This is a genomic window from Bradyrhizobium sp. SZCCHNS3002 (genome assembly GCF_032377435.1).
In the GTDB taxonomy this organism is placed as follows: Bacteria; Pseudomonadota; Alphaproteobacteria; order Rhizobiales; family Xanthobacteraceae; genus Bradyrhizobium.
On record NZ_JAUHHY010000019.1, the window covers coordinates 39,573 to 61,954 of the forward strand.

Annotated in this window: 20 protein-coding genes; 10 read left to right on the forward strand and 10 right to left on the reverse strand. The window is 64.0% G+C overall.

Annotation, left to right across the window (positions count from 1 at the left end; all coding sequences use genetic code 11):
* Positions 1-28: 28 nt before the first annotated feature.
* Complete coding sequence (gene oxc / locus QW845_RS29895) at positions 29-1,762, reverse strand: oxalyl-CoA decarboxylase (RefSeq protein ID WP_315805097.1); 1,734 nt, start codon at positions 1,760-1,762, stop codon at positions 29-31.
* A gap of 61 nt (positions 1,763-1,823) precedes the next feature.
* A complete protein-coding gene (locus QW845_RS29900) occupies positions 1,824-2,519 on the reverse strand; it encodes a GntR family transcriptional regulator (protein ID WP_409997984.1) in 696 nt (231 codons plus the stop codon).
* A gap of 225 nt (positions 2,520-2,744) precedes the next feature.
* On the opposite strand from QW845_RS29900, the gene QW845_RS29905 reads away from it, so the two are divergent.
* The 3 genes from QW845_RS29905 to QW845_RS29915 all read left to right on the forward strand — a co-directional run bounded on the left by QW845_RS29905 (position 2,745) and on the right by QW845_RS29915 (position 6,214).
* On the forward strand, positions 2,745-4,886 hold the full coding sequence (locus QW845_RS29905) for an acetate--CoA ligase family protein (RefSeq protein WP_315805098.1): 2,142 nt from the start codon (positions 2,745-2,747) through the stop codon (positions 4,884-4,886).
* Positions 4,887-5,012: 126 nt separating this feature from the next.
* A complete protein-coding gene (locus QW845_RS29910) occupies positions 5,013-5,858 on the forward strand; it encodes an IclR family transcriptional regulator C-terminal domain-containing protein (RefSeq protein WP_315805099.1) in 846 nt (281 codons plus the stop codon).
* Positions 5,859-5,977: 119 nt separating this feature from the next.
* Entirely contained in the window at positions 5,978-6,214 is a 237-nt protein-coding gene (locus QW845_RS29915) for a hypothetical protein (protein WP_315805100.1), read from the forward strand.
* A 159-nt stretch (positions 6,215-6,373) separates the two neighbouring features.
* Here the strand turns inward: QW845_RS29915 and QW845_RS29920 are convergent, their stop codons facing one another.
* The gene (locus QW845_RS29920; RefSeq protein WP_315805101.1) at positions 6,374-6,859 is read right to left on the reverse strand and encodes a hypothetical protein; all 486 of its coding nucleotides are present in this window, start codon (positions 6,857-6,859) and stop codon (positions 6,374-6,376) included.
* Between the two features lie 277 nt (positions 6,860-7,136).
* Here QW845_RS29920 and QW845_RS29925 point away from each other — a divergent pair, with 277 nt between their 5' ends.
* The 3 genes from QW845_RS29925 to hyi all read left to right on the forward strand — a co-directional run bounded on the left by QW845_RS29925 (position 7,137) and on the right by hyi (position 11,720).
* Positions 7,137-8,939, forward strand: coding sequence for an adenine deaminase (locus QW845_RS29925; RefSeq protein WP_315805102.1), 1,803 nt, complete (start codon positions 7,137-7,139; stop codon positions 8,937-8,939).
* A gap of 168 nt (positions 8,940-9,107) precedes the next feature.
* Positions 9,108-10,895, forward strand: coding sequence for a glyoxylate carboligase (gene gcl / locus QW845_RS29930; protein ID WP_315805103.1), 1,788 nt, complete (start codon positions 9,108-9,110; stop codon positions 10,893-10,895).
* A gap of 33 nt (positions 10,896-10,928) precedes the next feature.
* Complete coding sequence (gene hyi, locus QW845_RS29935; RefSeq protein WP_315805104.1) at positions 10,929-11,720, forward strand: hydroxypyruvate isomerase; 792 nt, start codon at positions 10,929-10,931, stop codon at positions 11,718-11,720.
* A 182-nt stretch (positions 11,721-11,902) separates the two neighbouring features.
* Here the strand turns inward: hyi and QW845_RS29940 are convergent, their stop codons facing one another.
* Entirely contained in the window at positions 11,903-12,721 is an 819-nt protein-coding gene (locus QW845_RS29940) for an alpha/beta hydrolase (protein WP_315805105.1), read from the reverse strand.
* Positions 12,722-12,956: 235 nt separating this feature from the next.
* Here QW845_RS29940 and QW845_RS29945 point away from each other — a divergent pair, with 235 nt between their 5' ends.
* Positions 12,957-13,880: a LysR substrate-binding domain-containing protein gene (locus tag QW845_RS29945; RefSeq protein ID WP_315805106.1), complete on the forward strand. Its 924-nt coding sequence runs from the start codon at positions 12,957-12,959 to the stop codon at positions 13,878-13,880.
* 137 nt (positions 13,881-14,017) lie between these two features.
* Here QW845_RS29945 and QW845_RS29950 read toward each other — a convergent pair whose 3' ends face one another.
* Positions 14,018-15,436: an ABC transporter substrate-binding protein gene (locus QW845_RS29950; protein WP_315805107.1), complete on the reverse strand. Its 1,419-nt coding sequence runs from the start codon at positions 15,434-15,436 to the stop codon at positions 14,018-14,020.
* A 662-nt stretch (positions 15,437-16,098) separates the two neighbouring features.
* Here QW845_RS29950 and QW845_RS29955 point away from each other — a divergent pair.
* Positions 16,099-16,740 carry a hypothetical protein gene (locus QW845_RS29955; RefSeq protein WP_315805108.1) on the forward strand — a complete coding sequence of 214 codons (642 nt, stop codon included), beginning with the start codon at positions 16,099-16,101 and terminating at the stop codon, positions 16,738-16,740.
* A 146-nt stretch (positions 16,741-16,886) separates the two neighbouring features.
* Here the strand turns inward: QW845_RS29955 and QW845_RS29960 are convergent, their stop codons facing one another.
* On the reverse strand, positions 16,887-17,864 hold the full coding sequence (locus QW845_RS29960; protein ID WP_315805109.1) for an alpha/beta hydrolase family protein: 978 nt from the start codon (positions 17,862-17,864) through the stop codon (positions 16,887-16,889).
* A gap of 139 nt (positions 17,865-18,003) precedes the next feature.
* Positions 18,004-18,159, reverse strand: a complete 156-nt coding sequence (locus QW845_RS29965; RefSeq protein WP_315805110.1) for a hypothetical protein — start codon at positions 18,157-18,159, stop codon at positions 18,004-18,006.
* Positions 18,160-18,760: 601 nt separating this feature from the next.
* Between QW845_RS29965 and QW845_RS29970 the strand changes: the two genes are divergently transcribed.
* On the forward strand, positions 18,761-19,150 hold the full coding sequence (locus QW845_RS29970) for a DUF1236 domain-containing protein (RefSeq protein ID WP_315805169.1): 390 nt from the start codon (positions 18,761-18,763) through the stop codon (positions 19,148-19,150).
* Between the two features lie 57 nt (positions 19,151-19,207).
* Here QW845_RS29970 and QW845_RS29975 read toward each other — a convergent pair whose 3' ends face one another.
* The 3 genes from QW845_RS29975 to QW845_RS29985 form a co-directional block, all read right to left on the reverse strand.
* Entirely contained in the window at positions 19,208-19,561 is a 354-nt protein-coding gene (locus QW845_RS29975; RefSeq protein WP_315805111.1) for a VanZ family protein, read from the reverse strand.
* 129 nt (positions 19,562-19,690) lie between these two features.
* Positions 19,691-20,290: a thiamine pyrophosphate-dependent enzyme gene (locus tag QW845_RS29980; protein WP_315805112.1), complete on the reverse strand. Its 600-nt coding sequence runs from the start codon at positions 20,288-20,290 to the stop codon at positions 19,691-19,693.
* Positions 20,287-20,838, reverse strand: a complete 552-nt coding sequence (locus QW845_RS29985) for a thiamine pyrophosphate-binding protein (RefSeq protein ID WP_315805113.1) — start codon at positions 20,836-20,838, stop codon at positions 20,287-20,289. The genes QW845_RS29980 and QW845_RS29985 overlap by 4 nt, the downstream gene beginning before the upstream one ends.
* A gap of 149 nt (positions 20,839-20,987) precedes the next feature.
* Between QW845_RS29985 and QW845_RS29990 the strand changes: the two genes are divergently transcribed.
* The gene (locus QW845_RS29990; protein WP_315805114.1) at positions 20,988-22,037 is read left to right on the forward strand and encodes a hydroxyacid dehydrogenase; all 1,050 of its coding nucleotides are present in this window, start codon (positions 20,988-20,990) and stop codon (positions 22,035-22,037) included.
* Positions 22,038-22,382 lie beyond the last annotated feature (345 nt).

The following is a 22,382-nucleotide window of genomic DNA, read 5'->3' on the forward strand; positions in this document are numbered from 1 at the left end:
GCGGGCAGGTGATGTCTTGCGGGTGGCCTTACTTCTTCTTCGTCAGCACGCTCTGCGGATTGAGGTTGCCGATACGGCCGCTCTCGGATCCGGCCGCGGGATCAATCACGGCGTTGATCAAGGTGGGCTTGCCGGAATCCATCGCCGCGTTGACGGCGCGCTTCAGCTCGTCCGGCGAGGTGGCGTTGACGCCGACGCCGCCGAAGGCCTCCATCATCTTGTCGTAGCGCGCGCCCTTGACGAACACGGTGGTCGCCGGATCGTCGCCCGCCGCGTTCTGGTCGGTGCCGCGATAGATGCCGTCATTGTTGAAGATGACGACGCAGATCGGCAGATTGTAGCGGCAGATGGTCTCGACCTCCATGCCGGAGAAGCCGAAGGCGCTGTCGCCCTCGATCGCCAGCACCGGCTTACCGGTCTCGACCGCGGCGGCGATCGCCGAGCCCATGCCGATGCCCATCACGCCCCAGGTGCCGACGTCGAGCCGCTTGCGCGGCTGATACATGTCGATCACGCCGCGGGCGAGGTCGAGCGTGTTGGCGCCCTCGTTGACCAGGATCGCGTCCGGACGCTCCTTGATGATGGTGCGGAGCACGCCGAGCGCGCCGTGATAGTCCATCGGCGAGTTGTTGTTCATCAGCCGCGGCGCCATCTTGGCGACGTTGTCCTCGCGCTTCTTCTGCACCGCGCTCAGCCATTCGACCGGCGCCTTGGCCCAGTTGCTGCCCATTGCGTCGGAGAAGGCGGTGACGACCGAACCGATGTCGCCCACCACGGGGGCGGCGATCTCGACGTTGGAGTCCATCTCCTTCGGCTCGATGTCGACCTGGATGAACTTCTTGGGCTGTTCGCCCCAGCTCTTGCCCTTGCCGTGCGACAAGAGCCAGTTGAGGCGGGCGCCGATCAGCATCACGACGTCGGAGTCCTTCAGCACGGTCGAGCGCGCGGCACCGGCGCATTGCGGATGCAGGTCGGGCAAGAGGCCCTTGGCCATGCTCATCGGCAGGAACGGCACGCCGCTCTTCTCGACGAAAGTCTTGATCGCCTCATCGGCTTGCGCATAGGCCGCGCCCTTGCCGAGAATGATCAGCGGGCGCTTGGCGCTCTTCAGCACGTCCAGCGCACGCTTGACGGAATCGGGGGAGGGGATCTGCGCCGGAGCCGGATCGATCACCTTGACCAGCGAGGCGCTGCCTGCCTGCGCGTTCATCACCTGGCCGAACAGCTTTGCCGGCAGGTCGAGATAGACGCCGCCGGGACGCCCGGAGACCGCGGCGCGGATGGCGCGGGCGAAGCCGATGCCGATGTCCTGGGCGTGCAGCACGCGGAACGCCGCCTTGCACAGCGGCTTGGCGATCGCGAGCTGATCCATCTCCTCGTAGTCGCCCTGCTGCAGGTCGACGATCTCGCGCTCCGAGGAGCCCGAGACCAGGATCATCGGGAAGCAGTTCGTGGTCGCATGCGCCAGCGCGGTGAGGCCGTTCAGAAAGCCGGGAGCGGAGACGGTGAGGCAGACGCCCGGCTTCTTGGTGAGGAAGCCGGCGATCGCTGCGGCGTAGCCGGCGTTCTGCTCGTGACGGAAGGAGAGCACGCGGATGCCTTCAGCCTGCGCCATGCGACCGAGATCGGTGATCGGAATGCCCGGCACGTTGTAGATCGTGTCGATCCCGTTCAGCTTCATCGCGTCGATGACGAGATGGAAACCGTCCGTGAGCTCCTCGTGCGTGTCCGGTGCCTCGGTCTTAACAGCAGTCTGCGCCATGCGCCTCTCTCCCTGGTCGTCTACGAAGGCGCTTTGCGGCGACTTCTTCTGTTTGAACCCGTCAGCTGAATAGTTCCTGGCCGTGCGTCTCGACATAGCTCGCAAGGCCCAGCGTGTGATCCCGCGCGCGCTTCTCGGCGAGCTCGGTGTTGCGTTCCTCCAGCGCCTCGATGATCGCGAGATGCTCGGGCAGGGAGGCCGCGATACGGTCGGTGCGCCCGATCGTGAGCTGGCGATAGCCGCGCACGTGCAGCAGGATGTCGTTGGTCATGTCGACGAGCACCGGCGATTCCGACAGCGAGATCAGCGCCTGATGAAACGCGATGTTCGCCTTGGAATATTCCTCGATGTGCTCCTGCGGCGGGCGATCCTTGCCGAAGTCCTTGAAGTAGTCGCGCAGCGCGCTGATGTCCTTCTTGCGCGCGATCGTGGTGATGAGCCGCGCGGCCATGCTCTCCAGCGCCGCCCAGGCGCGGATCATGTCGACGATCTCGCTCTTCGTCCTGCGGACGACGACGATGCCACGGCGCGGCACGGTCTTCACGAAGCCGTCCTGCTCGAGCATCGCGATCGCTTCGCGGATCGGCGTGCGGCTGACACCGAGGCGCTCGGAGAGCGCGCGCTCGTCGAGCATCACGGGCTCGGGCGAGGCGTAGATGTCCATCTTCAGAATGGCTTCTTTCAAGGCCTCGTAGGCCTTATTCTTGAAGCTCGTCTCCGGGGCGATGCGAGCGATCGCGATGTCGGCCTCGGCCATGATGGGCAATGCCTTGTTTGTTTTCTCTGTAGACAAGACCGATCTCCTCTCCTTGGGAGATGCTTGTTTACAGCATTTTGCGTCCAAGATTTTTGGCATACCAGATGCCAGACTGTCAAGCTGCGTGCTTTTTCAGCGTTTCCACATCTTCGTCGCGCTTGACAAAGTTTGCTTCTGGCATACCAAATGCCATAAACGACGAGCAATCCCCAGGAGGAAGCCCCGATGTCTGACGCCATCCCGAATGCCAAGGCTACGATCCGAGACGTTCTCGATCGTGTGAAGGCGGATAAACGCACCAGCCTGACCGCGCCCGAAGGCAAGATCGTCTGCGATGCCTACGGCATTCCGGTGCCGAAGGAGGGATTGGCGAAGTCAGCCGCCGAGGCGGCCAAGCTCGCGGGAGATATGGGTTTTCCGGTCGTCATGAAAATCGTCTCGCCGGACATTCTGCACAAGACGGAAGCCGGTGGTGTCATCGTCGGCGTCAAGACGGCTGACGACGCGAAGACCGCTTACGAGACCATTCTCGCGAATGCGAAGAAGTACAAGGCCGACGCCAAGATCGAAGGCATCCAGGTCCAGCAGATGCTGACCGGCGGTACCGAGGTCATCGTCGGTTCGATCACCGACGGCTCGTTCGGCAAGCTGGTGGCCTTCGGCCTCGGCGGTGTGCTGGTCGAAGTTCTCAAGGATGTGACATTCCGCCTCGCCCCCGCGACCAAGGACGACGCGCTGTCGATGCTCGACGGCATCCAGGCGCACGAGATGCTCAAGGGCGTGCGCGGCGGCGATGCGGTCAGCCGCGAGGCGCTGTCCGACGTCATCGTCAAGGTGTCGCAGCTGGTCAGCGATTTCCCCGAGATCGTCGAGCTCGACCTCAACCCGGTGTTCGCGACCAAGACCGGCGCGATCGCCGCCGACGTCCGCATCGTCGTCGATTTCGACTACAAGCCGCGTCCGGCGCCGCGCTCGAACGAGGAAATCGTCACGGCGATGAACCGCATCATGAAGCCTTCCGCGGTCGCCGTGATCGGCGCCTCCGCCGAGGACGGCAAGATCGGCAACTCCGTGATGAAGAACCTGATCAACGGCGGCTACAAGGGCGAGATCTATCCGATCCATCCGAAGGCCTCCGAGATCCTCGGCTACAAGGCGTACAAGAGCGTCAAGGACGTGCCCGGCGTAATCGACACCGCCGTGTTCGCGATTCCGGCGAAGTTCGTGGCCGCGGCGCTGACCGAGTGCGGCGAGAAGAAGATCCCCGGCGCGGTGCTGATCCCGTCGGGCTTTGCCGAAGCCGGCGCGCCGGAGCTGCAGGCCGAGATCGTCGAGGTCGGAAACAAGTACAACATCCGCCTGATGGGGCCGAACATCTACGGCTTCTACTACACGCCCGCCAATCTCTGCGCGACCTTCTGCACCGCCTATGACGTCAAGGGCCACGCCGCGCTGTCGTCGCAGTCGGGCGGCATCGGCATGGCGATCATCGGCTTCTCGCGCTCGGCCAAAATGGGCGTGTCGGCGATCGTCGGCCTCGGCAACAAGTCTGACATCGACGAGGACGATCTGCTCGCCTTCTTCGAGCAGGACCCGAACACGAATTTGATCGCGCAGCACTGCGAGGACCTCAAGGACGGCCGCGCCTTCGCCGAAGCCGCCAAGCGCGTCTCCAAGAAGAAGCCGGTCATCGTGCTCAAGGCCGGCCGCACCTCGGCCGGCGCCAAGGCCGCCTCGTCGCACACCGGCGCGCTCGCCGGCAACGACAAGATCTATGAGGACGTGCTGAAGCAGTCCGGCGTGATCCGCGCCCGCTCGCTGCGTCAGCTGCTCGAGTTCGCCCGCGGCGTGCCGGTGCTGCCGACGCCGAAGGGTGAGAACGTCGTCATCATCACCGGCGCCGGCGGCTCGGGCGTGCTGCTGTCCGACTCCGTGGTCGACAACGGCATGTCGCTGATGACCATGCCGGCCGACCTCGATGCCGCCTTCCGCAAGTTCATCCCGCCGTTCGGTGCGGCCGGCAATCCGGTCGACATCACCGGCGGCGAGCCGCCGATCACCTATGTGAACACGGTCAAGCTCGGCCTGTCGGACGACCGCATCCACGCGCTGATCCTCGGCTACTGGCACACGATCGTGACCCCGCCGATGGTGTTCGCGCGCAACATGGTCGAGGTGAAGAAGGAGATGGAGGCCAAGGGCTTCGTCAAGCCGATCGTCGCCTCGCTCGCCGGCGACGTCGAGGTCGAGGAAGCCGCCGAATATCTCTACCAGAACGGCATCCCGGCCTACGCCTATTCGACCGAGCTGCCGGTCGAGGTGCTCGGCGCCAAGTACAAGTGGGCGCGCGGCGCGGGCCTGCTCTAAGTCATAGTGATGCGAATGCCGCTCCGGCGTCTCGCCGGGGCGGCACTTTCTTTGCTAGCGTGACCAAGCAAGATCCGTCCGTCCTGCAACGACGCCGCCTGAAATGGCGGTGCAGAGAGGCGCCACGTGATCCGTCGCAAGACGATCGAGCCACGCCCGGATGCCGCGGCCGAGCCCCGCGACGGCGGCGTGCAATCCGTCGGCCGCGCTCTCCAAATTCTGGAAATTCTCGCTGAGGACGACGAAGGCTATCGCCTGAGCGATCTCGCCATCCGTGCCGGGCTCTCCACCTCCACCGTCCATCGCCTGCTGACGACTTTGGAGAAGCGCCGCTTTGTCCAGTTCGACCGCATGGAATCGAAATGGCATGTCGGCGCGCAGAGCTTCGCGGTCGGCGCCACCTTCACCCGCCGCCGCAATTTCGTCGCGCTCGCCATTCCCTATCTGCGCCGCCTGCGCGATCAATCGCGCGAGACCGCCAATCTCGCCGTCGTCGACGATGAATCTTTGATGGTGCTGCTGCGGCTGGACAGCCGCGAGATCATGCGCTCGCTGACCAAGGTCGGCGGCCGCTTGGCCATGGTCGCCTCCGGCATGGGCAAGGCGGTGCTCGCGACCTATTCCGACGACGACGTCAACGGCATCATCCACCGCCAGGGCATGCCGCGCCTGACCGAGAAATCCATCATCCGCGCCAGCGACCTGTTCCGGGAGCTGGCGACCATCCGCCGCCAGGGCTACGCCGTCGACGACGAGGAGGCGCGTCTAGGCCTGCGCTGCATCGCCGCCGTCGTCCACGATTCCTGCCGCGAGCCGCTGGCAGCGATTTCGGTGTCCGGCCTGGCGAGCCGGCTGACGGAGGAGCGGGTGCCGGTTGTCGGCGCCATGGTGCGGGACATCGCGGCGGAGCTGACGGCGGCGCTGGGTGGCTTGGCGCGGACGGCCGTGGAAGCGGATTCTCGGCCCGACTGACCGCGAGCCGGGGAGTGGGGCTCAGCTTCGGTGACGGTGCACGCAACTAAGATGGCAGCTTGCGCAGTCCCGAATGTTACCGATATCCAGAGGCAGCGTCGTGTGGAGCTCGATACTTCATGTCCGACATCGTAACGCGGTTGCGCAGCCTCGCGAATGATATGACGGATTGGGATGGCTCCATCATGACCAATTGGGACAGATGGCGGGCGGAGTTTGCGAGCGGCAACAAAGCATCGTGGCCACGCGACGCATTCCAAGGCTTTTTGACTGAATACGCCGAAGCCATGACAGCCGCCGCTGACGAAATTGAGCGGCTGAGAACGGCAAACAAGTCGCCTCGGGTCTCGCCGTAGGGCGGGCAAAGCGGAAGCCCTTAGGCGGCAGCGTGCCCCCCGTCCATCGACGAACTCAGCGGCCAGACGGAGGGCACGGCACCACGAGGATATCGCGGGAGAAGTGGGCATGACGACGCCTTTGCCCACCCTTGGCCCACCCTTGCAATCTGCGTCAGGTCAGTCGGTGAAATCGATGGTGAAGCGGATCGGGCTGATCGGCTTGGTGACGAAATGGATCGTCTTGCCAGCCAAGGCCGCCAGCGAGCCCGAAGCGAACTTGATAATGCCTTTCCCGGAGGTCTCGTTGCCCACCGGCTTGCCGTCCCGCATCACCGGTGATGCGGTCCCCTCGGTCGCCTGCGTGACCGCGCGTCCGCCGGGGATGCGGTGGACGCCGCCGCCAATCAGGAACGTCCCCTTGGGACCATCCCACTCGACCGTGTTCGAGGCCGTATATACGGCGCCCTTCAGCATGCCCTCGGTGCCGAGGCAGGAATATTCGACGGTCAGCAGGTTGTGATCGGGACGATCGCCGGCCGGCTCGGGAAAGGGGAAGCCGACCACCGCGCATTCGTAATGCGCGATCATGTCGGCGCGCGCCGCGGACCCTGTGGCGGTCGCGGCGAGGATGGAACAGGCGAGCATCAAGATGGTATTGCGCATGGACGCCTCCTCTGCAGGTACACGGCCGAGTGGTCGCCGAACGCGCCCTGTTGCTCAAAAATAATGACAGCCTTCCCAAGTGTTGCGTTGATCTTTGTCAACCTGAAGGAGAACGCGGCAGGTCGATCCTTGTGATCGTCTTGGCCTGCGGGCGACCGAGCTTGCCACCTCCGCTGCCCAAGCCGTCATCAGCTGCATCGACCTATTTGGGCTTGCCGTCGCCCGCATCGCGCGCAACGATTGGCGGATCACCCGAACACGTCCAGCGAGTTGTGCCATGTCCAAACTCACCCGCTTCTCGGTCGCTCCTCTGCACAGCATGACGCGGCGGCTCGCCGATGTCGCGTCGGGCCGGGTCGCGCCCGATCTCGTCATCACCGGGGCGCGGGTGCTGTCGACCTATTCGGAGCGCATCCTGCCGGGCCGCGAGCTGTGGATCACCGGCGGACGCGTGGCCGCGGTGAAGCCGGCGGGCGCGCACAAGGCGCTCGCGAGCGGCTTCGCGATCTACGACGCCGCAGGCGGCATCATCGCGCCCGGCCTCGTCGATCCGCACATCCATATCGAATCCTCGATGGTGACCGCCTGCGCCTATGCGGAAGCCGCACTGCTCAACGGCACCACGACGATCTTCTGCGACAGCCACGAGATCGGCAATGTGATGGATGTCGCCGGCGTCGAGGCGATGCTGGAGGATGCGCGGCAGGCGCCGCTGTCGATCTTCCTCACCGTGCCCTCGACGGTGCCGGCCACGTCGGCGGCGCTGGAAACGGCCGGCGGTGATCTCACGCCGGACAAGATCGCCGGGCTGTTCGATCGCTGGCCGGAGGCGGTGGCGCTCGGCGAGAAGATGGATTTCGTGCCGGTCTGCATGGGCGACGAGCGCAGCCATGCCATTCTCGCTGCGGCCCTGCAGCGCGGGCGGCCGGTGTCGGGCCATGTCTATGGCCGCGAGTTCGTCGCGGCCTATGCCGCGAGCGGCGTCACCGACACGCATGAGGCGATCGACCGCGACATCGCCGACGATCTGCTCGATGCCGGCGTCTGGATTTTTTTGCGCGGCGGTCCGCCCACGACGCCGTGGCACAGCCTGCCGCAGGCGATCCGCACCATCACCGAGCTCGGCGCGTCGCACAAGCGCACCGCCGTGTGCACCGACGATCGCGATGCCGATGATCTCATGCTGTTCGGCCTCGACTGGGTGGTGCGCGAGGCAGTCAAGGCCGGGATGTCGCCCGAGCAGGCGTGGTCGATGGGCTCGCTGCACGGCGCCACGCGCTTCGCGTTGGATGGCGAGATCGGCGGCCTCGGCGGCGGCCGCCGCGCCGACCTCGTGCTGCTCGACGACGGCCTGAAGCCGCAATCGACCTGGTATGGCGGCGAGCTCGTCGTCGACAACGGCAAGATCACCGCGCGGCTCGATCAGGCGCTGTCGCAGCGCTATCAATATCCGAAGGCGGCCTATGCGACCGTGAAGCTGCCGGCGCAGATGACGCTGACGCCGCAGCTTCCCACCAAGGCCTGCACCGTCAACGCGATCAAGACGGCGCTGCCGGGCATCACGTTGATCCACGACAAGGTCGCGATCGAGCCGGCCAACGATTGGGAGACGCTGTTCGCGCGCCATGGTCTCTGCTTCGTCGCCGTGATCGAGCGCCACGGCAAGTCGGCGGGGAACGTCGCGCATGGCCTGTTGAAGGACTTTGGCCTGAAGCGCGGCGCCGTCGCCTCCAGCGTCGGCCATGACAGCCACAATATCATCGTCGCCGGCACCAACGAGGCGGACATGCAGGCCGCGGTCGCCGCGATCGGCCAGCACCAGGGCGGCGTCTGCGTGGTCGCCGACGGCGAGGTGAGGGCGATGGTTCCCTTGCCGATCGCGGGACTCTTGTCGGACAAGCGCGTCACCGAGGTCGCCGAGGAGGTAAAGCTGTTGAAGAAAGAGTGGGCGGAAGCCGGCTGCACCATTCCCTACATGGGCTTCAATTTGATTCCTCTATCGGTCATTCCGGAAATTCGCATCACCGACAAGGGCCTCGTGCTCGTGCCGCAGATGGAACTGGCGCCGCTGTTCGAATAACTACTCGCGTCTCATCCTGTTAGGACATGTCAGTGTCGTTCTGTCCTAACTAATTGAGGCCGCCGGTGTTTTGCCGAGCGTGCCGCATCGTGGGAAAAATCGACGACTGAATTGAGATCGCATCCGTCAGCAGCGAAGCTCGCGCATCAAACAAGCGGGAGGCGCGAGATGGCGAAGATGCGGGCGATCGATGCTGCGGTGCGGATCTTGGAGAAGGAGGGCGTCACCTGCGCCTTCGGCGTTCCCGGCGCCGCGATCAATCCGCTTTATTCCGCGCTGCAACGCCGCGGCTCGATCCGCCACATTCTCGCCCGTCACGTCGAGGGCGCCTCGCACATGGCCGAGGGCTACACCCGCGCCAGGGCCGGCAATATCGGCGTGTGCATCGGCACCTCGGGGCCGGCCGGCACCGACATGATCACCGGGCTGTATTCGGCGATCGCGGATTCGATTCCGATCCTCTGCATCACCGGCCAGGCGCCGCGCGCCAGGCTCTACAAGGAGGATTTCCAGGCTGTCGACATCGAGCAGATCGCCAAGCCCGTGACGAAATGGGCGGTGACGGTGCGCGAGCCTGGCCTCGTGCCGCGCGTGTTCAGCCAGGCCTTCCACATCATGCGCTCGGGCCGGCCGGGACCGGTGCTGATCGACCTGCCGCTCGACGTGCAACTCGCCGAGATCGAGTTCGACGACGAGACCTATACGCCGCTGCCGGTCTACAAGCCCGCGGCGAGCCGCAAGCAGATCGAGAAGGCGCTGGAGATGCTCAACGCCGCCGAGCGCCCGCTGATCGTGGCCGGTGGCGGCATCATCAACGCCGACGCCAGCGATCTGCTGGTGGCGTTCGCCGAGACCGTCAACGTGCCGGTCGTGCCGACCCTGATGGGGTGGGGCACCATTCCCGACGATCATGTGCTGATGGCCGGCATGGTCGGCCTGCAGACCAGCCATCGCTACGGCAATGCCAATTTCCTGGAGTCCGATTTCGTCCTCGGCATCGGCAACCGCTGGGCCAACCGCCACACCGGTTCGCTCGAGACCTACACCAAGGGCCGCAGCTTCGTGCATGTCGACATCGAGCCCACCCAGATCGGCCGCGTGTTCAATCCCGACCTCGGCATCGTCTCCGATGCCAAGGCCGCGCTGGAGCTGTTCATCACGGTCGCACGCGAGTGGCGAAAGGCCGGCAAATTGCGCGAGCGGCAAGCGTGGCCGGCCGCATGTCAGGATCGCAAGCGCACCATGCTCCGGCGCAGCGATTTCGACCAGGTGCCGATCAAGCCGCAGCGCGTCTATCACGAGATGAACAAGGCGTTCGGCCGCGACACCTGCTATGTCAGCGTCATCGGCCTGTCGCAGATCGGCGGCGCGCAGTTCCTCAGCGTCAACCATCCGCGCCACTGGATCAATGCCGGGCAGGCGGGCCCGCTCGGCTGGACCCTGCCGGCCGCGCTCGGCGTCCGCGCCGCCGATCCCAAGCGCGAGATCGTCGCGCTGTCGGGCGACTACGACTTCCAGTTCCTGATCGAGGAGCTCGCGGTCGGCGCCCAGTTCAATTTGCCCTACATCCACGTCGTCGTGAACAACGCCTATCTCGGCCTGATCCGCCAGGCGCAGCGCGGCTTCTCGATGGACTACCAGGTGCAGCTGTCGTTCGAGAACATCAACGCGCCGGAGGTCGGCGGCTACGGCGTCGATCATGTCGCGGTCGCGCAAGGGCTCGGCTGCAAGGCGATCCGCGTCACCGATCCGCGCCAGGCCCAGGCGGCGTTCGCGACCGCGCGCGAATGGATGGCGGAGTACCAGGTGCCCGTCGTGGTCGAGTTCGTGCTCGAGCGCGTCACCAACATCGCGATGGGTACCGAGATCGACAATGTCGTGGAGTTCGAGGAGGTGCTCGACTTACCGGTCGACGAGACGCCGGCGGAGCCGGCGCGCACTTTGCTGCCGGCTTGATCTCAGCGCACTCCGATCATCGAGGATCACGCCATGCCGCGCTTTGCCGCCAACCTCACGATGCTGTTCAACGAGCTGCCGTTCATGGAGCGCTTCGCCGCCGCCAAGGCCGCCGGCTTCAGCGGCGTCGAATATCTGTTCCCCTACGAGTTCGACAAGGCCGAGCTGCGCGAGCAGCTCGCGCGCCACGGCCTGACCCAGGTGCTGCACAATCTGCCCGCCGGCAACTGGGCGGCCGGCGAGCGCGGCATCGCGATCTTGCCCGATCGTGTCGACGATTTCCGCGACGGCGTGCGCCGCGCCATCGAGTATGCGCGGGCGCTCGACTGCCGCCAGCTCAACTGCCTCGTCGGCATCGCGCCCGACGATGCCGATCCGCGCGAGCTCAACCAGGTGCTGGTGCGCAATTTGCGCTTTGCCGCGATAGCGCTGAAGGCGCAGGGCATCAAGCTGCTGATCGAGCCGATCAACACGCCCGACATCCCCGGCTTCTTCCTCAACCGCACGGCCCAGGCGCTGCAGCTGATCTCAGATGTCGAGTCCGACAATCTGTTCGTGCAGTACGACATCTACCACATGCAGATCATGGAGGGCGATCTCGCCCGCACCATGCAGAAGCATCTCGCCCGCATCGCCCACATCCAGCTCGCCGACAACCCTGGCCGCCACGAGCCCGGCACCGGCGAGATCAACTACCCCTTCCTGTTCCGCCACCTCGACGCCATCGGCTATTCCGGCTGGATCGGCTGCGAATATAAGCCGAGGGCAGGGACCGTTGACGGGCTGGGGTGGCTGGCGGACTACGCGGTCGTTCCGGCGGGTTGAGGTTCGTGGGTGCCACTCGGTCCGACAGCTGTCTTCCGGCTCGTCCCGAGAGCAGGCATCGCGGTTGAAGATGGGAGAGTCCGAAACGATAGGAAGCCGCTGTCTTGAATGGGAAGAAGATGCCGCCTTGCGAGCGGCATCTCCTTTGTGCGGGGGAAGGCGATATTCAAGGAGATATGCCGTCAAGACCTGATGAAGGAGAGCAGGTCGGGGTTGAGGACGTCTGCATGCGTGGTGAGCATGCCATGGGGGTAGCCCGGATAGGTTTTCAGCGATCCGTTCTTGAGCAGGTTGACCGCACGCGGCACCGTACTTGCGAAGGGGACGATTTGATCGGCCTCGCCATGCATGATCAGCACCGGCACGGTGATCTTTTTCAGGTCTTCAGTATAGTCTTCCAACCAGGATTCGACAGTTGCGTAGTGAGCCAGGGCCCCACCGGTCATGCCCTGACGCCACCAGTTGGCAATGATGGCCTCCGAAGGCTTGGCCCCGTTCAGGTTGTAACCGTAGAACGGGTTCTCCGGGACGAACCGATAGAACTCCGACCGGTTGCCCAGCATGCCTGCACGAACCCCTTCGAACCATTCCGGCGGTTGACCGGACGGGTTTTCGTCGCTGCGATACATGTTCGGCGTCAGGGAAGCGACCAGGACCGCCTTCGCAACGCGCTCGTGGTGGCGCGCGACATACCGAGCGACCTCTCCGCAACCTGTGGAGTGACCGATGTGGATCGCGTCGCGCAGGTCGAGGTGCTTGGTCTGATCCGCAAGGTCTGCAGCCCAAGTATTCATGTCGTTGCCGGTGCTGGGCTGGTCGGACCGTCCGTGCCCGCGACGGTCATGCGCGATGACGCGGAAACCCTGCTGCAGGAAGAACATCATCTGGGCATCCCAGTCGTCCGCGGTCAGCGGCCATCCGTGGCTGAAGACGATCGGCTGACCTGATCCCCAATCCTTGTAGTAGATGTTGACGCCATCGTCAGTCGTCATCGTGGGCATCGTGCCGCTCCATCCGTGCTGTCAGATATTTTCACAGGACGCCGATCAATTTGATCCATTGAGCGACGTGTTACTCAGGTTCGCTGGCCGAGCTTGGAGTCGAGTCCCAAGCAGGCCCTTGCCTTGGCAACACCTGTCCGCCAACGCGTTGCCGTTGCGAAGGTAATTCTTGCTTCCGTCAGCTACAAATACCTTGTAGGCTTCGATCTATGCCTTGGAAGCATATTGAGGGCGAATGGAACTGCGGCATTTGCGATATTTCGTTGCCGTTGCGGAGGAAGGTAGCTTTTTGACCGCTGCCCAGCGGCGCCTCAACACTTCACAGCCTTCCCTGAGCCGGCAGATCCGCGATCTCGAATCCGAAGTCGGCGTTCCGCTGTTGGAGCGCCAGGCCCGCGGCGTGGCGCTGACCTCCGCCGGACGCGTGTTTCTCGATCACGCGCGATTGGCGCTGCTTCAGGTCGAGGCGGCGACCGAGGGGGCCCGGCAGACGGCTCGCCCGCAAAAGCCTCTCCTTTCGATGGGATTCCTGGTTGGGCTGGAGGTCATGTGGCTTCCGCAGCTGTTGCGCATCTTGCGCGAGGAAGCCCCGGACGTCGAGGTCACGCTCAGCACGCAATCCTCGCCGGAGCTCGCGCTGGCATTGATGCGGGGGAAGCTGGACATCGCCTTCCTTCGTCCCGAGAAAGACAACAAGGGTGTCGTCTTCAAGGTGCTGGCGAAGGAGCCGTTGATCGCGGTGCTGCCAGCCGATCATCGTCTGGCCTCGCGCAAGAAGATCCGGCCGCAGGATCTCGCCCGCGAAATCTATGTCAGTTCGGCGCGGACCTCCCCCGTGTTGCAGGAGGTCATCCAGGACTATGCCTCGCGGGTCGGCATCACCCTGGAGGCAAAGTATGCGGGCGAGAACATATCGTCCGCGATGTCGCTGGTGGCATCGACCGGCGGCATCAGCCTGGTTCCGCTCTATGCGCAGAACATGCTCACACCCAACGTCGTCGCGCGGGCGCTCGAGGGCGGCACCCCGACGGTCGATTTGGCCCTGGGATACAATCGGTCAAACCAGTCGCCCTTGCTCCGCCGGCTCTTGTCGCGCGCCGACGAGCTGGTCGCAAACGTTCAGAACCAGAGCATCATTCGCTATGTTGAAGCCGAATAGTGGGGACGATGGACGGCAGTGACGGCCATTCGGCTGTCGGGCCGCTTACGTCCGCTCGCTCCCTGAACGGACATATCGGGCGCCCAATGGGGCAGGAACTTGCAGCGCTCGCTGCAACCCGAGGCGCCGATGAGGACTCATTGGCCGGGCGCGCCTATCGAAGAGAGCCGAGGGTTACCTGTCGTTCGCGGTTGATCGGTGGCACCGCTCTGCAGCGTCGTTCGCCTTTCGGCAATGGCATGGTTGAACAATTCAACGGCGAGACCGAATGCGGACAGGTCCTCTGGTTCGATGGCTCCATCGTCATAGCCCTTGAGAGTTTCGCCGATGATCGCGTCGACCTCCCGTTGCCATGTCAGCAGATCCTGTTCGGACCCGGCACTGCGAACCTCCGACATGGCCTCGAGAACGCGGCTGCGGCAACTGGTGCTGTCGTTCGTTTCGTCCCGATTCAGATAGCGACGCAGCCAGGCGGCGGCCGAACCGATGCCGGAAAGCGCAAGCAAGGCAAACCAGAAGTAGTCGCTGTACTTGTCCAGAAAGGTTCGCTCCGTGCCGTTGATCACTGCCGCGGCGCCCCGGTGCACGGAAGGTTCGGTCTCCTTCTCCGTGTCGGGCTTCATGATGCGCGAAGCGCCGGCTGTGCCTTGCGTGATCGTGTCGCGGACCGCAAACAGCTGCCGGTAGAACGCCGCCGCCTTGGCCTCGGAGAGTTCCTTTCTTGCCAGGATCAGATGACTGACGCTTACAGTGTCGATCTTGTCCTCCGGCCAGGCCGGTCTCGCGCTGAAGACGCTCGGCGGGATTTCCTCGGCCTCGTAGCGCGGGTGCTTCAGGGCAATAGCCTCGGATGCATCGATCGGAAGAAACGTGGGAGCGCCGCGCTCTCGGGAGGTGGCGGTGATGGCGTCCGCGGTGATCTTGCTGTCGAGCGGACCGACCGCGAGATACGCATCGAGGGTAGAATCTTGCGCAAGCTTTTGGATCTCATCTGTCCCGAATTGCGCCGTGGCCACCTTGTCAGGCTGCACGCCGGAGCCCTCCAGAATGGCCTGGAGGACTGCGACATTTGCCCCGGTCTTCCCGATAATCCCGACCTTATGACCCGCCAGACCGGCGATCTCTTTGATAGTGCCGGTACCCTTCTTCTTGGAATCGCTGCCGCGCCGTCCCGAGGGAGACCACAGGACGACGTAGTTCTTCCGCAGGACCGCCAATGTCTGCGCATCGGGCGGCATGCTGAGATCGCCGCGGCCGACCGCGAGGTCAGTTTTATCGGCGGCCAGGAGTGCGAGAGATTCAGCGGCTCCCCCGGTCGTGATCGGGGACAGCCTGACGGTCCTGCTTTCCTCGCCGAAAGCGTCGGCCATGGCTTGGACCACCCGGTGGTCGTCGCTGCCGGCCGGTCCAACGGCGATCCGGAGGGTCTCGGGCTGCAACACGTAGAAGAGGGCCGCCGCGGCGGCGCCAAACGCAACAAATCCCAAAGCCAACACGATCAGCAACCTTCGTTGACGACCATCGTGAGCACTTTTGACGGGATCGAGCGATGACATCGGCAGACCCTCTGAGAGCAACCGCCTGCAGGGTTACAAGCGCTATGGGAACTTGGGGGAACCGGTCTCGGCGCGCAATGTTCCCCCACCCTCGGCGAGTCACAAAGGCGAATGGCTGTGCAGGGGCGGTCCTGAAGCTCCCCGAGGTCCTTTGAGTCATTGGCCGACATTCCGTTTCTCGCCTGATATGAAAGACGCTGCGAGCTGAGGCGGTCCTGGAGAACGAGATGACAGCAATTCTTAGCTGCCGGATGACGGCGACCCTTCGCTACCGAACGATGTTGGTTCTGGCGGTGTTTGGCTTCTGTTGTGGCATCGGGGCCAGCCTGGCTTGGGCAGTTGTCCTCTCTAGTCGAGAGGTACCCGATCTCGGCTCAAGGGTGGCCGCCATCCCGATCTTGATGTTGGCTTCGATGGGCGCGTCTTTCCTTCTGGCTCGGTTTGCCCGAAGGCGGCTCAGGACAATCGCATCCGCAAAATAACGTACCACAGGCCCAAGTCAGTCGTGGTCGTATTCGGTCAGCCAAGGGTCAGGACCGGATCCGTCGGTCGGGCCCAGACATCGGCTTGGGGCCACAAGGAGACATTGCCAACCAGGCCGCACCTGTGGTTTCTTCAGTGCGAAATAGCTCAAGTCGGTCCCTTTGCGATTGAAACAAAACATGCCAGGACCATCCACAAGAAACATGCGTCAACTGCCTGACGTCTTCTCATTAAAGCGGCTGCTTCAATCAATCGCGATGCTTGATGCAATCATCTGCCCTGAGTGGGCGTACCGTTACTACTCTTTCAACGCAAATTGGGCCACGGAAGAAATGATGGGCTCAATGCGGAATGGCCAAGGCGACGAGTTTTTCGTATTGTTCAATTCTCATGGCGCATTCATCAAAGGCTTTGATCACGAGTCGATGGTAGCGTCGTTAAGATTACCAAGTGAGCAGTTCTATCGCGATCTGCCTCGCCAGTTCGCAGCTTGTTGCAGTGAACCTGCGTTCTCGCCGGAGTATGTCACATTTTGCATGTGGCGTCTTTCTGAAGCGCCTGCGTGGTCCAGTGCAAGAATTGAGCTGGCAGCATCCGGAGACAGCGATGGCTCGGCCCATCTGCTTTCAATGCTTGATTGCTCGCCTGAAACGTACCGGCGATGGGCTGCTGATTACTATCAAAGAGAAGTGCCTCCACAAGCCACGATCGCTGTATACGAGCATCGTGTGCTAACGAATGAAATCGTTGCTGCTATTAATCCAACAATCGATCTAGCTTCACTCGGTGAGGATATAGTCCAGATCGGCTATCCAACTTGAGAAAATCCGTACCGATGAGATGGTAGACGTCCGCTCAGGGTCAAAAGCAGTCTTCCGACGGTCGAACGACTTGCTTCCGGTTGAACCCGGGCCGCAAGATCTGGGATGAATCAATCAGCGACACCGGCAAGGGCTGCGTAGCCATGTCACTGGCTTCCAGCGAGATGCTGACGGAAAAACCTGATCATCTCAGTGTGAAGGTGTTGATGAAAATCGTGACGGTCGAAGCCCGGCGCATCGGTGCAAGCCGACGGGTTACCCTGCGCTTCCTTCGGTGTGCAGGTCGCAAGGAAAGAGAAGTGTTTGGCGTTTGTGACGAAGTGACAATCCGGTCTCGGAAGCCCTTGTTTGATCACTGCCGCACAGCATCCCGACAGGCCATCGCCGTTCTGAGCAGGATCGGAACTCCACAATTGCACGGGAACCGCTACTTCCTTCAGGTTCTTCTCGGGGAACACAAATGCCGGATAAGGATCAACGATGACGGCGGCCCTCACACGCGGATCGGACGTGACTGGCTGACTGGGCGCCTCGCCGTTTTCCAGCTGCTTGCAGGCCAACAGGCTGGACGTCGCGCAATTGGGCAGGCCCTTTCGCAAATCGGGATGACCACCGATGACGGCGAGACCCGTATAGCCGCCAAACGAAAATCCGTAGAGACCGATACGCTGGGCGTCGATGCGCGCCGCGTCGGGCCAGCCATCGAGCATGTAGTCGATCAGCCGCTTGATATCCGCAGGGCGCTCCACCAGCACCGAAAGGCTATCGGTACGGCTGGTGTCGCGCCAGGTGTCACCGGGATGATTGAGTGCAGCGACGACAAAGCCCGCGTCGGCCAAGGCGGCTGCAGTGTCATGGTGGCCGCCGAACCATCCTCGTCTGCCGTGCGATATCACGATGAGGGGAAGCTTTTCCCCTGTCACGGCGCATCCGGGGACTGCAAGGAAAATGGCACCACGTGCATCCATTTCGCGCGGGGTCTCCGCACAAGGTGTCCAAACGAGCAGCCTGATCGCCGGTCCCATCCCGCCAGCAGGAATGTCGAAATTTTTGACACCCGCCGCGTTCGCCACTGTCAGCTCAAGGACAAAACAGAAAGCAGTTAGCAAAGTAACGAGACGCATTCTTGGCTCCTGCGGGAAGAGGGCCTGCACAATGGGGAGTTGAACCAACCGATTATGTCGCCTTCGGGTTAAAAGCGGGATCAGCCGTTGTGGCCGAAACGCTGGCTCCCCGGCGTCTTCGACGTGCTCGTCGGGCAAATCACCGCCGATCCTGCGCGCAGCCATCGAACTCGCCAAGCGCAGCGCGCGAAACATGCCATGGATGTAGGTCGAAATTCGCTCGTCGGATCAATCCGATGTCGCAGCTCGTCGCTGCCAGGAAAAAATAGTTTTCTTTTTTCCAGAAATCATGCATGATGCACGCATCCTGTCCCGCCGAGAGGGGCGTAGCGCGCGATCGTCACGACACGTGGGGCAGGGATGCGGTGGCCGTGTTGTGTCGCAGCGTGCTCAGCGCATGTGGACGAACGACGCATCACGGACGCGAAGTCGTGTGGTCCTGGCCTCCCGGTGCCGAGGTCAAGTTCGCGACGAGGGCTTGTGCTCTCGCGCGATGCGACGGGGTCAATCAGCCGGTCCCCGAGGAGAGCGCGAAGGAAGCGTTAAGACCGCCGCGCAGGGAATGCCGGTTGATCGGCTTTGCCTGTGGTACCTGCCGCCTGCATTTTTTTCAGCAGGCGGGCCATGGGTGAGGCCTTCACCCGGCATTCCCTGCGCCCTCTCGATGTCATCGAAGGGCGATCGATCGCAGGACTCGGGCGTGATCCGCCGCGAGAGTGCGAACGTGCGCGTGGTTGTTTGAAACGTGAATAGCAACTGAGCCGTCTCTCCGTGCTGTCCACGACTTCGAAGTTTTGTTCCCGCGGACATGATGAAGTTTCGGCCATTTGGAACCGGAACTGCAGCCGATCCCTTGGTGTTGAACGGCATCTCGAACACACTGGAGGAGAGAGATGATGAGAACCCGTCTTGCCGTTTCGCTGATCGCCACCTCGCTGCTGGCATCGACCGCCGCGTTCGCCCAGTCCACGACCGTCGAAGGTGCCGCCAATGGCGCGGCGGCTGGCGGCGCGGTCGCCGGTCCGGTCGGCGCCATGGTCGGCGGTACGGTCGGTGCGGCCGTTGGCGCCGCGGTGGAGATCCCGAATGCGGTGATCACGTCGATCGATGCCGAGCGTGCGCCCTCGGTCGTGGTGCATGAGCGCGTCGTGGTCGGCGAGCCGCTGCCCGCCACCGTCGAACTGCGTCCGGTACCGCGCTACACCGAGTATCGCTATGCGGTCGTCAACGATCGCCGCGTGATCGTCGATCCGCGCACCCGCCGCGTCATCAAGATCATCGAGTGATCTGACATCCTCGCACCGGAAGGCCCTGCCGCAAACCGTGGCGGGGCCTTTCTGCGTTCAGGTGGTCTGGGTGCGGATCTGGCGCGCGAGCCAGTCGAGCGCGGCGGCCAGGCCGAAGCCGATGCAGGCGGTGGTGGCGTCGACGATGAAATCCTCCAGCCGCGCATGACGCCCGGGTGCCAGGAATTGCGCCAGCTCCAGCGCCCCGATCAGGACGACCGCGATCCCTGTGGTCAGCAGCCGATGGCTGCGATAGGCGAGGCCGAAGGCCAGGCCGATCAGGACGAAGGCGAGGGCGTGCTCGCCGTCCTGTCCGAGATGGGAATGCGGCCGGTAGTTCGGCGGGCCCAGCGTCGCGAAGGCGACGGCTGCGGCGAGCAGCCAGGCCGAAAGGCGGAATACGATCTTCATGAGCTCTGCTTAGCACGATCCGGGCTGAGGGCCGGGCTCACAGCGGCTTGAGCCCCTAGTGTAGTTAACGCGGCGCGGGTCGAGGTTCATGGCGTCTCATCTTACCGCGCGGCGCCGTCGCCGGGCTTTTCAGATCGGCTGCCGCACGCCCAACCCCTGCATGAAGCGCTCGCGAATCTGCGCGGGATCGCGCCGGGTGGCGCCGACGCCGGGCTTGTCGTCGATGCGGGCCGCGATCAGCACCGGGCCGGCGGTTCCCAGCGCCAGATCGACGAGGCGTTCGAAATCCTCCTCATCTGCGGCCCAATGGCTGGCGCGAATGCCGCATCCTGCGGCAATGGCTGCGACGTCGGCCTGCCGGGCCGAGGTCGGCTGGCTGCCGGTGATCTGGTAGACGCCGTTGTCCATGACGATGATGGCCAAATTTTTCGGCGCCAGCGTCGCAATCGTGGCGAGGCAGCCGAGCTGCATCAGCAGCGAGCCGTCGCCTTCGAGCGCGAACACCCGGCGCTGCGGCTGCGCCAGCGCGACGCCGAGCGCGATCGGGCAGGCCAGCCCCATGCTGCCGAGCATGTAGAAGTTCTGCGGCCGCGGGCCCGCCGCCCACAGATCGAAATTGGTGTTGCCGATGCCGCCGATGACGGCTTCCTCATGCTTGAGCTTCGCAACCAGCCGGCAGGTAAGGTCATGGCGGTTCATGATCTTGGTGTTGAGGATCGGCGCGGTCATGCGAACACCTTTCCGCCGGTGAGCAGCGGGGAGAGGATCAGCGCCACCGGCGCCTGCGTCGCGACCGCCTGCTTGATCGAGCGGTCGACGATGAAGTCGAGCTCGTCGAGCCGCGTCATGGTGTGATGCTCCATCGCCAGCGCATCGAGCACCGGCCGCATGGTCCGGCACACCAGCGACTGGCCATAGTTGAATTCGCCGAGCGTGCCGCGCTCCGACACGAGCATGATGAGCGGGATCTGGCAGGGCACGACCAGCGAGGCCAGCACGTTGGGCAAGGTCGCGAAGCCCGAGGTCTGCATCAGGAGCGCGCCGCGCCGCCCGCCCATCCAGGCGCCGGCAAGAATGCCGACCGCTTCCTCCTCGCGCGCGGTCGCAAACGTCGTAAAGAACGGATCGTCGTGCAGGCTCCGGATCAGCGGCGTCAGGACGCGGTCGGGAACGTAGGGGATGAGATCGACGTCGTTGCGCTTGAACGTCTGCAGCACGATCTCGTGCCAATTCGGCACAGCGGCTGCGGATCGCGCCGCGTCGGCATCGGCGGCCATTGCTGTTCCTCCGGTCGTCCCTGATGGGGCTCTGTTTGGTGCCGAGCTTGACGGCACCGGGACGATTGTCAACATGCCGGCCCGGCCGGTCAGGCATCCGCCTTTCAAGTCGGAAATCAAGAACCGAGACACCAGGAGGTCGCCTGTTCATGGCCGCGAATTCCAAGCGCGTGTTCTACGTCAAATATCTCGCGCACCCGATCTTCAGCGAGCTGCTCGCCGCACGCCCCGACGTCCGGCTCGACCGGCTGGAGAACGAGAGCTCCGAGACCGAGACGGCACCGATCCTCGCGGCGGCCCACGCCTACCAGATCGGGGCGGCCCGCGACGAACTCGCGCCGCGCTTCCATGTCGATGCGGAGCTGCTGCGCCGCGCCCCCAACCTCCTCGTCGTGTCGAGCAACGGGGCGGGATATGACCCGGTCGATGTCGAGGCCTGCACCGCGGCCGGCGTCCTCGTCGTGAACCAGTCCGGCGGCAACGCCCATTCGGTGGCGGAGCACACGCTCGGCATGATGCTGACCCTGTCGAAGCGCATCATCCAGTCCGACCGCCGGCTGCGCCGGGAGGCGGACGTCAACCGCAACGATCTGATCGGCAACGAGGTGCAGGGGCGGACGATCGGCATCGTCGGGCTTGGCAATGTCGGCCGCCGGGTTGCCGAGCTGTGCCGCGGCCTCCTCGGCATGACGGTGCTGGCCCATGATCCGTATCTCACATCGGAGGAGATCGCGGCACGCGGCGCGGAGAAGGTCGACCTCCATGAGCTGATGCGGCGCTCCGATTTCGTCTCGATCAACTGCCCGCTGACGAAGGACAGCCGGGGCATGATCGGCGCCCGCGAGTTCGCGCTGATGCAGCCGCATGCCTATTTCGTCACCACCGCCCGCGGCTTCATTCACGACGAGGAGGCGCTGCTCGCTGCTCTGAGCGAAAAGCGCATCGCCGGCGCCGGGCTCGACGTCTGGGCCAAGGAGCCGCCGCCGCCGGATCATCCGCTGCTCCAATTCGACAACGTGCTGGCGAGCCCGCACACCGCCGGCGTGACGCGGGAGGCGCGGCAGAACATGGGCCGGATCGCGGCCGAGCAACTGCTCGCCGCGCTCGACGGCGGCCGGCCGCCGCGCCTGATCAATCCCGAGGCCTGGCCGCGCTACAGCGCCCGTTTCCGCGAGGCGTTCGGAGTGGCGCCGGGCTAGCCGGGAGAGGGGGAGTTGCGGGGAGAAGATTTCATGCGTCGCAAGCCGCGGGGTGGTAATGAATCTTCTCTCCCGGGCGGCTGCGGCGACGTGGACATTGCTATTTTCCGCGCCGTCTCGACAGCCCGGCGGCGGCTGATCATTTTTCCAGAGGCGCCATGAGCTTAGGCCATTTTTTTCGCTCGGCGCAGAAGGGAAACTGGTCCGATGCGCCGGCTGAACGCCATCCTGAAGTCGACCCATGGCCGCGTCCGTCGCGCCGTCTCGCAGTTCGTCGCGATTGCCGCCGCAAGCCTGCCTTCGGTCGGAGCCTGAGCGCCGGTTCCACGAGCTGCGTCAAATATT